Below are 13,331 nucleotides of genomic sequence, written 5' to 3'. Positions count from 1 at the left end.
GGTGTATCGGACGTGGAACAACTCGACGATCAGCGCCGCGACCCGAGCCAGGGTCCAGCGCTGGTCCTCGGACCAGCCGTGCTCGGCCGGGCCGGCGTCCAACTCCGCCTGCAACCTCGCCAGCTGCACCTCATCGAGCCGGCACCGCGACCCGCCCGGCCCCTTGGAGGCCAGCGCGGCAGCCCCGCCGGTCGTCCAGGACCGGTTCCCGTCGTTGACCGACTTGCGGGTCACCCGCAGCCGCTCGGCGATCTCGCCGGCGTCCGTGCCGGCGGCGAACATCTGGGCGGCCTGCAACCGCACCGCCTCCCGCTGGGCGCGGGCCTCGGGCGACAGGCCACCGGAATCCGGATACCTCATGCCGGGAGCATGCACGCACCCGACCGCCGCCGTCAGTGACGAGCCACGGCGAAACGCCAACCCTTCAACCTCTGTTGTGTCGCTGCTCTGGCGTTATGCGGTGCGCGAACGGCTGATCCGGCCTGACCCAACTGACGCGGACGCGAAGCTGATCACCAAGCGGCTCACGCCGGGACTGGCCGGCTACGTCGGGATGGTCGTGCTGGGGTTTTTTCTGCCGGTGCTGGCCGTGCTCGGCTACCTGGTGATCGCGGTGTACATCCTCGTGCCCTTCGGCGCGCTCCGGCGCCGGGCGGCTGAGCGCTGGCCTTCCGCGCCCGTCCTTGTTCCGTGGTTTTCAGCCGTAGAGGTCCTCGTAGTTCTTCCACAGGATCCGCTCCTTGAGCTCGTCGCTCACCGGGGCTCCGTAGATCTTCCAGTACTCGCTCCAGAAATCGCTCCACGGCTCGTCGGAGGCGAACAGCACGCGGTCGGCGCCGACACCGCGCTTCTCGATCTCGGTCATCAGCCAGCGGGCGCCGAAGCCGATGGTCCATGTGGTGTCGCAGTAGACCTGGTAGCCCTCCTCGACCCAGTCGAGGAACTGCGGGACCAGCTTGATGTGGCCGGACACGCCGCCACCGAAGTGCACGAGGTAGATCTTGACCCGCTTGCCGTACCGCTCGACCATCGGCACGTAGTTGTTGATGTCGGACGAGCCGCCCGCGCTGGTGTGGAAGTGAAACACCAGGTCGTGCTCCTCGCACGCGGCGAAGCACGCCTCGGCGATCTCGCGAGTGTCGTCGTCCCAGGTGTTCGGATCGGGGTTGCCGCCGAGTAGGAACGTCGTCTTGAGCGCGACGATGCCCCGCTCGCCGGTGTTCTTCAGGGCCTCGAGGGTCATCTCCTTGTTCTGCGGGAGGAAGGACACCCACAGTCCGCCGACGAGCCGGTCTTCGGCCTGTACCGAGTCGATGACCAGCGGGTTGAGCGAAAACGCGTGGCCCTGGACGGGGATGCCGTAGTTCGGCAGGACCAGGCCTCGCTCGACGCCGAGCCCGTTGACATGATCGAGGTAGTCCTTGGCGGTCGCGAACTCGTAGACGGTCGGCTTGACCGGCTCCTTGAGGTTGTAGAACGGCCAGGCGTCCATGGTTCCGATGTGGCTGTGCGCATCGATGACCTTGCCGCGAACCCGTTCCTGCCGAGCCATCCGGCCCTCCCTAACGTCAAGTATGGTGAACGTATATGTCGAATATTACACATGAACCGCTGCTCAGCCTGGTCGGCTCGGAGGCCGGCGACGACGGCGGTGAGCCGACCGGCACGATGAGTTCCGGTCGGCACGTCGGTCTATCTCTCGAGAACCGTGAGGAGAATCGGCGATGAGCTCCCGATGACGCTCGGACAGGCGCTCATGGTGGTCGCCGCGGTGGGGGCGGGCGCCGTGGGTGGGGTGTTCTTCAGCTTCTCCACCTTCATCATGCGGGGCCTGGCCCGGCTGCCCGCGCCCCAAGGCGCCGCGGCGATGCAGAGCATCAACATCACGGCCGTGCGGCCGGCGTTCATGACCGCGCTGTTCGGCACCGGCGCCGTCTGCGTTGCACTGGCCGTCCGCGCGATCGCGGTCTGGGACGCGGCCAGCGCGCCGCTGCTCGTCGGCGTCGGCCTCTACCTGCTCGGCGCCATCGGTGTGACCATCGTGGGCAATGTACCGCTCAACAACGCGTTGGCCGCGGCCGAGCCGAGCGGCGGCCCGACGCCCGACCTGTGGCGCGACTACGTCCGCCGCTGGACCCGCTGGAACCACGCCCGCACGGTGTCCTGTCTCGGTGCGGCGGTCGCGTTCGTGGTCGCGGCGATCGCGCAGAGCTGACGGGGAGCCGCTCCATGGCCGAGTACCGTTTCCGCCGCCTCACCCGAGCGGACTTCCCCCTGCTCGCGAGCTGGCTCGCGCAGCCGCACGTCTTCCGCTGGTGGCACCACCAGAGCACGCCGCAGGCCGTCGAGCGCGACTTCGGCGGCGGTATCGATGGCACGGATCCGTGCGAGGACCTGATCGTCCACCGCGATGGCGAGCCGATCGGCCTCCTCGAGCGGTCCCGCCTCGCCGACTACCCCGAGGAGCTCGCTGAGCTCGCCGCGATCGCGACGGTGCCCGCCGGGGCCGTCACCCTCGACTACCTCATCGGCGACCCGGCGCGGACCGGTCGTGGGATCGGCACCGAGATGATCCGTACCGCCGTCGCCGACACCTGGGAGGCCTACCCCGACGCGGCCACGATCGTCGTCGCCGTCGTCGCCGCCAACATCGTGTCCTGGCGGGCGCTGGAACGCGCCGGGTTGCGGCGCATCGCCGAGGCCGACCTACCGCCGGACAACCCCATCGACGCCCCGCTGCACTACGTCTACCGGACCGATCGACCGGACGGCCCGGGAGCCCGTCCCGCCGGATAGCGGTCCCCGACCACCTTGTCGGCCAGCGGGTCGAGCAGAGCGAGCGCCTCGTCGTCGAGGGTCACGTCGAGCCCCGCGAGGTTCTCCTCCAATCTCTCCACCCGCCGGTGCCGGGGATCGCGGTGATGGTGATTCCGAGCGGTTCGGCCTGCGCGTACACCCAGGCGGAACGAGGCCGACCCCGAGCTCGGAGAGCATCGGGCCAGCCCTCGACCTCGTGCGTCCACAGCGAGTAGTCCGGATGCCCCCGGATCACCCGGTTCGCGTCGCCTGCGCTGCGGTCGATGCCGAACTTGGTGGCCAGCTGCACCTGGTCGCGGCGGTCGTGGATCGCCCGACCGACGAGGACCTCGTTGTGAGGCCTGACTCGCCGGTCGCCGGTTTCAGGCCCGTCACGATCCGGCCGGGCTGCTCTCGACGCAACGGTGGGCGGCGCGGGCGGTGAGGCCGAGCCGGGCGCTGCCGGCCACGGCGGCGAGCAGGGCGGTCGGCCAGGCCAGTGTCGCGGGCGCGGCGAGCGCCGTGTGGGCGAGGACGACCAGGAGCAGACCGTCTCCGGCGGTGCAGGCGAGCGCGGCGACCGCGGCCGCGTGCGCCGCAAGGGCGGGGTGGCGCGGGAGCCGGCGGCCGAGCCTGCCGGTGGCCGCCACCGCCAACAGCGCGGCGGGTACCGCGACGGCGAGCACGGCCAGATACAGCGGATGGGTGCCGAGCAGTCCGGCGGGACGGGGTGGCCACGGCGGCGGGGCGAGCGCGGCCAGCCAGGCCAACCCGACCAGCGGTCCCGAGGCGACCAGTGCGATGCCGGCCCGCCGGGCCAGGTGGGCGGCCAGTTCGCCGCGGAAGGAGGCCGCGAGGGTGTCGGGGTCGCCGAACTCCGCGACGGCGGCCGTGGCCGCGTCGACGGGATCGGTCCCGGCGTCGAGGCGGTGTTCGGCGGCGCTGTGCAGCCCGTCGCGCAGTTCGTCGACGATCCGTTCGCGGAGCCGGGCGGGGCCGGGCAAGGCGGCGTCGAGCCGGCACAGCCAGGCCTCCAGGATCCGGCGGGCGACCGGATTCAGGATCAGGCCGGGGCCGGCCATGCTCCGGCTTCCAGCAGCGCGGTCACCGAGCGGGAGAACTCGCGCCATCCGGCTCGATATTCGGCCAGTTCGGCGGCCCCGGCGGCGGTCAACCGATAACTGCGCCGCCGCCGGCCCGGTCCGTCGGACCAGGTGGAGCTGATCAGCCCGGCCCGTTCCAGCCGGTGCAGCGCGGGATACACCGTCCCGGTGGGCAGGTCGAACGTCCCCTCGCTGCCGACCCGCAGCGCCTCGATCACGCCGTAGCCGTGCAGCGGGCCCGGCTCCAGCGAGGCGAGCAACAGCCCGTCGAGATGTCCCTTGAGTGCCTCCGCCCGCATACGTAGCAACACTACTCCAGGAGGGGGAATCGGCGGCACATCCACCGGTGCATAGGTAGTGTCACTATGCATAGTGATACTACGTTCCAACCTGTGGCCGGGAGGACTGATGACAACCAGCCGGCTGATCGTCGAACTCGGCCAGGCGCGCGAGGAGCCCCGTCCGGTGCTGGGTGGGAAGGCCGTCACGCTCGGTGCGCTGGCCGGCGCGGGGTTCCCGGTGCCGCCGGGGTTCGTGGTGCCCCCGGGTGCGCTGGACGAGCCGGAGGCGCTGGACAGGGCCATGGCCGGCGCGGCGGCCCGGCTGGGGCCCGGACCGTTCGCTGTCCGGTCCTCCGGTGCGGCCGAGGACCTGGCCGACGCCTCCTACGCGGGGCTCTACGAGACGTTCCTCGACGTCGCGGCCGACGAGTTGCCCGCCGCGATCCGACGCTGTTTCGCCTCCGCCACCGGCGAGCGGGTTGCCGCCTACCGGCTCGGCGCGGCCGAGCGCGGCGAACCGGCGGCGATGGCGGTGCTGGTTCAGCCCATGGTGGCGGTCACCGCGGCGGGGGTCGCGTTCACGGCGCATCCGGTCACCGGGGCCCGGGACACCACCGTGGTGACCGCGATCGCCGGCCGCGGCGAGCGGTTGGTCGCGGGGGAGGCCGGCGGTGAGGAATGGACCGTCCGCGGCACGCACGTCGAACGCATCCGGGAGGCGGTGGGCGAACCGGTACTCGATGCAGGCCGGGCCGCGGCGGTGGCCGCGCTCGCTCGCCGCGTGGCCGAGCACTACGGCATCCCGCAGGACATCGAGTGGGCGTTCGACGGAGATCGGCTGGTGTTGCTGCAGGCCCGGCCGATGACCGCGCTCCCCGAACCGGTCGTCTGGGCCCCGCCGGGGCCGGGGCTGTGGATGCGCAACTTCCGCCTCGGCGAGTGGCTGCCGGAGGCGATGACGCCGCTGTTCGCCGACTGGCTGCTGCCCCGCATCGAGGCCGGTTACCTGGCCGGAATGCGGGCCGACGTCGGGACGGTCGTCCCGTTCCGCTACGCCGCGGTGCACGGCTGGTACTACAACGCCCTGCCCATCCCGTCCCCACGGCTGCTCGCCCGGGTCCTGGTGCAGGGCCGCGGCCGGGCGGTGTGGTTCCTGTTCAACGCCCTGATCCGGGTCTCCCGCAACCCGGTGGCCGCGGACCGGACGCTGCTCGCCGGGCTCCACGACCAGTGGCGCACCCGGTTGCTCCCCGAGTACCGGCGCGCCGTCGACGACGGCGAGCGCGCGGTCGAGGCGGCGGACCCCGCGCGGCTGATCGGGCTCGTCAACCAGATCGGGGACCTCGCCGGACGCTACCTGTGGTCACTGGCGCTCGTGGGCGGATCGGCCTGGAAGATCGAGGCCCGCCTGACCGGCTTCGTCCGGCGGCACCTCGCCGGCGTTCTCGAGGCCGGGCCGCAGGTGCTGCTGACCGGCCTGCCCGGAGCCGAACCCAGACCGGCGGCGCACGCCGTGCACAGCCTCGACTGGTACCGGCCCACCAGCGGAGAGCTCGGCAGCTGGTCCGACGCCGCCGCCGAGGACCGGCACCACCGGCAGGCTGCCGCGCGCATCGCCGCGGAACAGGCTTGTCGGACGGCGCTGGCGGACCGGCCGAAGCTGCTCGGTTCCTTCGTCGGGCTGCTCCGGGTGGCCCAGCGCTACACCGTGATCCGCGAACAGCAGGCCGCCGATCTCACCCTGGGCTGGCCGCTGCTGCGGTGCTGTGTGCACCGCCTCGGCGACCACCTCGTCGCCGCCGGTGCCGTCGCCGCCCGCGACGACATCTTCTTCCTGACCTATGGCGAGATGTCCGACGCTCTGTGCGGTGTCCGTCCCGGCCCGGCGGTGCCGCGGCGCCGGCCCGAATGGGAGCGCCACCGCCGCCTGCCCGCCCCGCTCACCCTCGGCACGCCGCCCCGGCTCATCGGCGACCCGATCGCCAGAGCGGTCGCCGCGGCCCGCGGCACCCACTCCGTTCCGGCCGGTTCGCTTGTCGGGCACCCCGCCGGCGCAGGCCGCGCCACCGGCCGGGTCCGCGTGGTCGACGGGCCCGCGGACTTCGCCGCGTTCGGCCCCGGAGAGATTCTGGTGGCCAAGGCCACGGCGCCGGCGTGGACCCCGCTGTTCGCGCGGGCCGCCGCGGTGGTCACCGACGGCGGCACCCTCGCGGCCCACGCCTCACTGGTCGCCCGCGAGTACGGTATCCCCGCCGTCGTCGGCACCGGCGATGCCACCGCCAGGCTCCGCACCGGGGAAATGATCACCGTCGACGGCGGCATCGGCGTCGTCATCCCCGCCGCCCGGAGTTGAGCCCGTCAGCAGCCGGTGAACCCGGGGCCGTCCGGCCCCGTCGGCCGCGGGTCTTCCGGCCGTCGTCCGGTGCGCAGCCCGCGGACAGGGTGGTCCGGAAACGGGTCGGAGCGGGGATTCGGCGGGGGACGGCATGCGATCGAACGATGACCGTGACGAGTCTGACCAGTGTGCCGGGGGCGGCGTCGCCGCGAGCGTGCCGCGACTGCGCCGGACGACCGTGTATGACGTGATGACCCGGACGGTGTTCTCGGTGCTCCCGGACACCGATCTCCACGAGGTGGCCCAGGTGCTGTTCGCCAATGCCGTGCGGGCCGTGCCCGTGGTCGACGGGGTCGAGGGCGTGGTCGCCGTGGTCGACGAGCTCAGCTACCTGGTCGACGAGATGGTCGCGGAGTCCCGGATCGGTCCGCTGTACTGAATGGCCGAGAGAAGGACACGCCATGGATGAGGACGCACGCCCCGCGGAACTGCAGGCCCTCGGCACCGAGGAGTGCTACCGCCTACTGGCCACTCAGCAGATCGGACGCCTCGGCGTGAACGCGGAGAACTATCCGTTGATCTTTCCCGTCAACTATGCGCTCGACGGCCAGGTCATCGTGATGCGCATGGACGCCGGTACCAAGCTCGCGGCGGCCGACCACGCGAACGTGACGTTCGAGGTCGATGTCATCGACCAGCGCACCCGCAGCGGCTGGAGCGTGCTCGTCCGGGGCCTCGCCGAGGAGGTGACGAGTGGCCACCGGGCGCAGCTGATCGAGCGGACGAAGGCGAGCGGGGTGGAGCCGTGGGCGCCCGGTGAGCACGGGCGCTGGGTGCGGCTGATCCCGCACGCGGTGACCGGCCGTCGGATCGTGCCGGGTCGGCTGCCGCCCGCGTTCGGCCCCGGCGCCTATCTGTAGCGCGGATACGCCGGCTGGCGGGACGCTCACTCGGCGACGACCGCGACCGGGCAGGGTGCGTAGTGCAGCACCGCATGGCTCACCGAGCCGAGCGGGGCCTCGGTGCGGGCACGTCCATGACGGCCGACCACGAGCAGGCCCGCGCCGGCCGCCAGATCCAGCAGCGCCTGCGCGGGCCGGTCGACGCTCGTGACGTGGTGCACGGGCACCTCCGGATGACGCCGCCGCGCATCGGCGAGGAGGTCGGTGAGCAGCGCGTCGGACTCCTTCTGCACCTGGACCCGGTCGAGGTCCAGGACGCTGGTCAGGCTCAGGGCGTCGATCGGCAAGTCGCACCAGGTGTGGACGGCGACGACCTCGCGCCCGTGCCGCGCCGCGAAGTCGAACCCGAACTGCACGACGCGGTCGCTGGACACCGAACCGTCCACCCCGACCACGACCGGGCCGCGTCCGTCCTCGTCCACACCACGCACGATGACGATGGACGAGGTGACCCGGCGGGCCAACTCGGCGGCGCTGGATCCCAGGAGCACCTGGGAGATACCACTCTGCCCCGACGCCCCCAGCACGAGAAGCTCGGCGTCGGCGGCGAGGCTGGTCATGATCTCCACGGTTCCGCCGGTGACCAGTTCACCGCGGACGTCGACGCCGGGTGCGAGCTCCTCGAACCCGCGTACGGCGGCGTCGATGAGCACCCCGGCCGCCTGGCGCGCGTCGCCGACGTCCCCGATCTTGTCGACGACGTGAAGCTGGGCGAGCTCGGGGATCGGCCACCGGAAGACGTACGCGAGCTGCACCGGCCGGTCCGTGCTCGCCGCCTCCGCCACCGCCCACCGCGCCGCCCGCCGCGACGGCACCGAGCCGTCGAACCCGACCAGGATCGACCGACGATTCCCTTCGGCCATATGCTCCGTTCCCCCCTGCCGTTTCCGAGGTGTCCAACCTCCCGTTTCCGGCGACGGGGACAGCAGGGCCGAAGGTCACGAATCGGGGGTACCCGAACGGACCTTTCGCCGCGGTCAGTCCGAGGCGGCGGTGGCGTCCACGATGAGCCTGGCGACGTCGACCGCGGACTGGTAGGGGTCCTCGGCGACCGACCCGCCCGCCTGGACGGTCTTCTCGGCGCCGTCGGCCAGCGCGTCGAGCATGGCGGCGAGGGGTTCGGCGATCACCGGGCTCACGATCGGCATCCACCGGGCGGCCGGGGCCCGTGGACGGGCCGAGCGCGCCGCGTCCTCGAAGTCCCTCATCGGGTCCCGCAGCCCCGCGGGCATCGGATCGCCGATCGAGGGCGGTCGCGCGGCGGGGAACGCGGTGCGCGTCGGCATGTCCTCCAGGACCGGGCGTCGCTGCGCGTCGCCGCGGCCGGCGTCCGGGTCGCCCCACTGCGCGGGCCCGTCCGTGACCATCCGCCGCAGAGCGGCGGCAGCGTGGCGCAGCCAGTCCGCGGCGCTCCACGTCTCCCGAGATGTCATATCCTGCTTGGTCATCAGGTCTGCGCCGGGACACCCCACCGTTGGGGGTGGGGAGGACCAGCGCTTCCTCCTTCCAGGGAACTGTCGGTGCGGCATGGGATGGTGAGCGGGTGAGGTTCCGGCTCTACCCCACCCGGGCGCAGGAAGAGGGCTGTTGTCGCACTGCGGGCATGCCCGGTACGTGTGGAACCTCGCGGTCGAACAACTCGGCTACCGCACCCGCGGGCAGCGGATGCCGGGATACGCCGAACTGGCGATACGGCACCCACAGCCGCCCGACCTGGCGGAGGAAGGGCCGGCACTAGGGCTTCTGTATCGTCGGACCACAGGCCCGCCGGGTGCAACGGCTCAACCGTCTGCACGCCCGCAACGCCGACCGGAACACTGCCCGGAACATCGCGGCCGGACGGGCCGCGCGGGGAGCGGCGGGGCGGCCCGCCACGGTGAACCGCGAACCTCAGCACCGCGCCGCCTCCCTGCTGGCGTAGAGGCTGGAATCCCCCGCCGTCCAGCGGGGGAGGACGTCAACCTCCTGACCTCGTTCCGAGGAGGAGGATGGGTCATCGAGGTTACGCGTCGACGAGGGGTGCCGCCCGCGCTCCGACGGGCGGGACCAAGGCCCTCTCCGAGGCGGGCGCGGTGTGCCGCATACCGGCGGTACCAGCCTGAGGAGGTGCGTGATGCCATTCAACGATCGGGTGGACGCAGGCAGGCGGCTGGCCAAACAGGTGCAGCGGCTCCGCGGCGAGAAGGTCGTGGTGCTCGGCCTGCCCAGAGGCGGGTTGCCCGTGGCGTTCGAGGTCGCACACGGATTGCGGGCACCGCTCGATGTGATCGTGGTGCGCAAGTTGGGGGTTCCGTTCCAGCCCGAGCTCGCGATGGGCGCCATCGGCGAGGGCGGCGTCCTGGTCCGGAACGAGCGCGTGCTGCGGATGGCCCGCATCGGCGACGCCGAACTCGCCGAGGTCGAGGGGCAGGAACGGGCGGAGCTCGAGCGGCGCGCCCGGCGGTTTCGCGGCGATCGGCCCCGGCTGGCACTGGCCGGGCGGACCGTGATCGTCGTCGACGACGGGGTCGCGACCGGCTCGACCGCCTCGGCTGCGTGCCGGGTGGTCAAGGCCCAGGGCTCGGCGCGGGTCGTGCTGGCGGTGCCGGTCTGTGCCCGGGAAAGCGCCGCCCGGCTCCGGGGCGAGGTCGATGAGCTGGTGTGCCTCGAAACCCCCGCGTCGTTCGGCGCGGTCGGCCAGTTCTACGAACACTTCGGACAGACCTCCGACGACGAGGTCGTCGAGCTGCTGCGGCGCTCCGAACAGGCACCGTTCACCCCGAGCGGCGCCGCGACCGACGACCCGTCCCCGCCGAACGACGAGGTCGAGCTGAACGTGGCCGGCGTGCGGTTGACGGGACAGCTCGTCATCCCGGAGCAGGCTTCGGGAATCGTGGTGTTCGCGCACGGCAGCGGCAGTAGCAGGCACAGCCCGCGCAACCGGTACGTCGCCCGGACCCTGCAGGGTGCGGGCCTCGCGACACTGCTGGTCGATCTGCTGACCGAGCAGGAGGAGACGAGCCGCGCCACCGTCTTCGACGTCGAGTTGCTGGCAGTCAGGTTGGCCGAGGTCTCCGGGTGGGCGCGTCGGCGACCGGCGTGCCGGGGCCTTCCCATCTGCTACTTCGGGGCCAGCACGGGTGCGGCCGCGGCGCTGTGGGCCGCGGCCGCACCGGACGCGGAGGTGGTCGCGGTCGTGTCCCGCGGCGGCCGGCCCGACCTGGCCGCCCCACGGTTGGGTGATGTCCACGTCCCGACCTTGCTCATCGTCGGCGGGCGCGACGAGGTCGTTCTCGATCTGAACAGGCAGGCGCAGGCCCGGATGCGCTGCGAGAACCGGCTCGCGGTCGTCCCCGGCGCCACTCACCTGTTCGAGGAGGCCGGGGCGCTCGAGCAGGTGGCGGCGCTCGCCCGCGACTGGTTCGTCGACCGTCTCACCCGGGTACCGCATCCCAGTGGCCGAAGCGTCTGATGCCCGGCGAGCCGGTGACGATCGTTCTGTGCGGGGACGTGATGCTCGGCCGCGGGGTGGACCAGATCCTGCCGCATCCGGGCGACCCCGCCTTACGGGAACGGTACGTCAAGGACGCGCGCTGTTACGTCGAGTTGGCCGAGGCGGTGAACGGTCCGGTTCCGCGTCCGGTTCCGTTCGCGTGGCCATGGGGGGACGCGATCGAGGTGCTCGACAAGATCGCCCCCGATGTGCGGGTGATCAACCTCGAAACGAGCATCACCCGCAGTGATCGGTTCGCGCCGAGGAAGGGCATCCACTACCGGATGAACCCGGCGAACGTCGCCTGCCTCTCCTCGGCCCGGCCCGACGTCTGCGTGCTGGCGAACAACCACGTTCTCGACTTCGGTCGCCGAGGGCTGGCCGACACGCTGAAGGCATTGGCCGGGGCCGGATTGGCGGCGGCGGGGGCGGGGCGGGACACCGCGCAGGCCTGGCGGCCCGCCGCCGTCCCGGTCGGTGGCCGCGCGCGGGTACTGGTGTTCTCGATGGGGACGGCGTCCGGCGGCATACCGGCGAGCTGGTCGGCGACCGGGCAGCAGCCGGGTGTCGGCTTCGTGCGCGAGCTCACGGACGCCGCCGCCGATCAGCTGCTCGAGCATGTCCGGCGACACCGGGGAACACGCGATATCGCCGTCGTGTCCATCCACTGGGGATCCAACTGGGGCTACGAGGTCTCCCGCGAGCAGACCCGCTTCGCCCATCGGTTGATCGACGGCGGGGTCGACGTGGTGCACGGGCACTCCTCGCACCATCCTCGACCGGTCGAGGTCTATCGCGACAGGTTGATCCTCTACGGCTGCGGTGATTTCATCAACGACTACGAGGGCATCGGGGGTTTCGAGGAGTACCGGGACGACCTGCGGCTGCTGTACATCGCCGCCGTCGAGCCGGACACCGGAGCGCTGGTCCGGCTGCGGATCGCGCCGCTGCAGGCCTGGCGGATGCGGCTGTGGCAGGCCTCGGACGAGGACGCGGTGTGGCTGCGCGGGATTCTGGACGCCATCAGCCGCCAGTTCGGCTGCCGGCTCGACATCGAATCCGACGGCTGGCTCATTCTGTGCTGACCATCATCGGCCCCGCATCAGGCCGACCAGCAGGGTGTTGCCGTCCTCGAGCGGCCGGACCGAGAGCGAGTAGACCGTCTTGGCATAGCCGGGCTCGGCGAACGTGCGAAACTCCGCGGCGGATATCCCGGCGGTGTCGCGCAGCCGCATGCCGTTGGAGCCTGCGGGTGACGCGGGGCGTTCGCCGTGCAGCAGATTGATCTCCAGCTCGGGTAGCATCCGCACCGCTCCGAGCAGCCCGACCAGTGTTTCGTCCGGCCCACCTCGATCAGATCGACCTCCACGAGGGCATCCCACGTCGTGGCCGGGTCGGCCTCGACCACCGTTGCCACCGAGTCGGAGACGTCATAGGTCGGCATGAACTCGTCGACGAGCACGGCGCCAACCCTACGGCCGTCGCCGCGTGGGGCAGCCGTCTCAGAGATGAAGGTGGGCGGGCTCTCTGGTGATCTGTTCGATATTTCCCGCGGCGACGTCCAGCAAATGGTGGCTCAGCTCGGACAACGCCCGCGCCGTCGCGATCTCGTCGCCGATCTCCGGCACCTTGTGATCGGCCGGGTTGAGCCTCGCCATCCCGACGCCGACCAATTTGTCGGAATCGTGGATCTCCAACCGGGCGACGGCCCTCGTGCGGTTCTCGTGCTCATCGATGTCGACGGTGATCGTCCATCGTTTTACCACGGTCATGTCGCGCTCCTTCGACGGAGGGCGGGTGGGTCATCGGTCGCCTGCCCGGGCGGCCGGTCCGGCCGCCCGGGCACGCGACCGCGGCAGTCAGGACTTGTTGATCTTTATCTTGGTTGGTTCTGCCTCGGCCGAGGGCTCCGAGACCGGGATCCGAATATCGAGGATGCCGTCCTTGTAGCTGGCCGTGATGTCGGACTCGGAGGCGCCTTCGGGCAGGGGCAGCGTTCGGCTGAGCACGCCGTGACGCAGCTCGTGCCGGGTGTAGCCCTTTTTCTCGGTCTTCTCCTCGAGGTGTCGTTCGGCCTTGATCCGCAGCACGCCTTCGCGGACGGTGATCTCCACGTCCTTGTCCGGGTCGATACCGGGCAGCTCGGCACGGATGACCTCGGCGCCGCCCTCGCGGTACTCGTCGACCCGGATGAGGTCCTCACCCGGCCAATCCCAGCTGAGGCCGAACGGACGGCGCATGGGCAGCGACCTCATCCACTCCTCGAAGACGCGATCCATCCAATTGAATCGGCGGGCGAGATCGGTGCCGCGCTCGCGGCGGGAAACCATGCTCATGTTCGTTGTCCTCCTCACCGTTGTGTGCCGAATATCCGGTGTTCTT

Annotated in this window: 16 protein-coding genes; 7 read left to right on the top strand and 9 right to left on the bottom strand. The window is 71.5% G+C overall.

What is annotated here, in order from left to right:
* Together G567_RS0108915 and G567_RS0108910 are read right to left on the bottom strand one after the other, a co-directional pair.
* On the bottom strand, window positions 1-360 hold a 360-nt coding region (locus G567_RS0108915), incomplete at its 3' end, for a helix-turn-helix domain-containing protein (protein ID WP_028929718.1).
* Window positions 361-697: 337 nt separating this feature from the next.
* Entirely contained in the window at window positions 698-1,552 is an 855-nt protein-coding gene (locus G567_RS0108910; protein ID WP_028929717.1) for an amidohydrolase family protein, read from the bottom strand.
* A 183-nt stretch (window positions 1,553-1,735) separates the two neighbouring features.
* On the opposite strand from G567_RS0108910, the gene G567_RS0108905 reads away from it, so the two are divergent.
* A complete protein-coding gene (locus G567_RS0108905) occupies window positions 1,736-2,215 on the top strand; it encodes an anthrone oxygenase family protein (protein ID WP_028929716.1) in 480 nt (159 codons plus the stop codon).
* A 14-nt stretch (window positions 2,216-2,229) separates the two neighbouring features.
* Window positions 2,230-2,796 (top strand): GNAT family N-acetyltransferase, encoded by a 567-nt coding sequence (locus G567_RS0108900; protein ID WP_028929715.1) that lies wholly within the window; start codon window positions 2,230-2,232, stop codon window positions 2,794-2,796.
* Window positions 2,797-3,188: 392 nt separating this feature from the next.
* Here the strand turns inward: G567_RS0108900 and G567_RS34060 are convergent, their stop codons facing one another.
* Both G567_RS34060 and G567_RS0108880 read right to left on the bottom strand, forming a co-directional pair.
* On the bottom strand, window positions 3,189-3,878 hold the full coding sequence (locus G567_RS34060; RefSeq protein ID WP_051232598.1) for a permease prefix domain 1-containing protein: 690 nt from the start codon (window positions 3,876-3,878) through the stop codon (window positions 3,189-3,191).
* Window positions 3,860-4,198, bottom strand: a complete 339-nt coding sequence (locus tag G567_RS0108880) for a PadR family transcriptional regulator (protein ID WP_028929713.1) — start codon at window positions 4,196-4,198, stop codon at window positions 3,860-3,862. The genes G567_RS34060 and G567_RS0108880 overlap by 19 nt, the downstream gene beginning before the upstream one ends.
* A 109-nt stretch (window positions 4,199-4,307) precedes the next feature.
* Between G567_RS0108880 and G567_RS0108875 the strand changes: the two genes are divergently transcribed.
* The 3 genes from G567_RS0108875 (at window position 4,308) to G567_RS27640 (ending at window position 7,435) form a co-directional block, all read left to right on the top strand.
* The gene (locus G567_RS0108875; RefSeq protein WP_028929712.1) at window positions 4,308-6,533 is read left to right on the top strand and encodes a PEP/pyruvate-binding domain-containing protein; all 2,226 of its coding nucleotides are present in this window, start codon (window positions 4,308-4,310) and stop codon (window positions 6,531-6,533) included.
* 232 nt (window positions 6,534-6,765) lie between these two features.
* Entirely contained in the window at window positions 6,766-6,954 is a 189-nt protein-coding gene (locus G567_RS27645; protein WP_245585591.1) for a CBS domain-containing protein, read from the top strand.
* 22 nt (window positions 6,955-6,976) lie between these two features.
* Window positions 6,977-7,435: a pyridoxamine 5'-phosphate oxidase family protein gene (locus G567_RS27640; RefSeq protein WP_051232596.1), complete on the top strand. Its 459-nt coding sequence runs from the start codon at window positions 6,977-6,979 to the stop codon at window positions 7,433-7,435.
* A gap of 26 nt (window positions 7,436-7,461) precedes the next feature.
* Here the strand turns inward: G567_RS27640 and G567_RS0108860 are convergent, their stop codons facing one another.
* Together G567_RS0108860 and G567_RS0108855 are read right to left on the bottom strand one after the other, a co-directional pair.
* Window positions 7,462-8,340: a universal stress protein gene (locus G567_RS0108860; RefSeq protein ID WP_028929711.1), complete on the bottom strand. Its 879-nt coding sequence runs from the start codon at window positions 8,338-8,340 to the stop codon at window positions 7,462-7,464.
* A gap of 114 nt (window positions 8,341-8,454) precedes the next feature.
* Window positions 8,455-8,925, bottom strand: a complete 471-nt coding sequence (locus G567_RS0108855; protein ID WP_147201101.1) for a hypothetical protein — start codon at window positions 8,923-8,925, stop codon at window positions 8,455-8,457.
* Window positions 8,926-9,590: 665 nt separating this feature from the next.
* Between G567_RS0108855 and G567_RS27635 the strand changes: the two genes are divergently transcribed.
* Together G567_RS27635 and G567_RS0108840 are read left to right on the top strand one after the other, a co-directional pair.
* The gene (locus tag G567_RS27635; RefSeq protein WP_037056348.1) at window positions 9,591-10,928 is read left to right on the top strand and encodes a phosphoribosyltransferase family protein; all 1,338 of its coding nucleotides are present in this window, start codon (window positions 9,591-9,593) and stop codon (window positions 10,926-10,928) included.
* Between the two features lie 14 nt (window positions 10,929-10,942).
* Window positions 10,943-12,034, top strand: coding sequence for a CapA family protein (locus G567_RS0108840; RefSeq protein ID WP_307724148.1), 1,092 nt, complete (start codon window positions 10,943-10,945; stop codon window positions 12,032-12,034).
* 3 nt (window positions 12,035-12,037) lie between these two features.
* Here the strand turns inward: G567_RS0108840 and G567_RS0108835 are convergent, their stop codons facing one another.
* The 3 genes from G567_RS0108835 to G567_RS27625 all read right to left on the bottom strand — a co-directional run bounded on the left by G567_RS0108835 (window position 12,038) and on the right by G567_RS27625 (window position 13,285).
* On the bottom strand, window positions 12,038-12,253 hold the full coding sequence (locus tag G567_RS0108835) for a hypothetical protein (protein ID WP_147201102.1): 216 nt from the start codon (window positions 12,251-12,253) through the stop codon (window positions 12,038-12,040).
* A gap of 198 nt (window positions 12,254-12,451) precedes the next feature.
* A complete protein-coding gene (locus tag G567_RS27630; protein WP_037056346.1) occupies window positions 12,452-12,721 on the bottom strand; it encodes a DUF1876 domain-containing protein in 270 nt (89 codons plus the stop codon).
* 87 nt (window positions 12,722-12,808) lie between these two features.
* Complete coding sequence (locus G567_RS27625; RefSeq protein WP_028929707.1) at window positions 12,809-13,285, bottom strand: Hsp20/alpha crystallin family protein; 477 nt, start codon at window positions 13,283-13,285, stop codon at window positions 12,809-12,811.
* Between the last annotated feature and the right edge of the window lie 46 nt (window positions 13,286-13,331).

The sequence above is a fragment of the Pseudonocardia asaccharolytica DSM 44247 = NBRC 16224 genome (assembly GCF_000423625.1).
GTDB classification, from domain to species: Bacteria; Actinomycetota; Actinomycetes; order Mycobacteriales; family Pseudonocardiaceae; genus Pseudonocardia; species Pseudonocardia asaccharolytica.
This window is presented reverse-complemented; position numbering and strand designations above follow the sequence as displayed.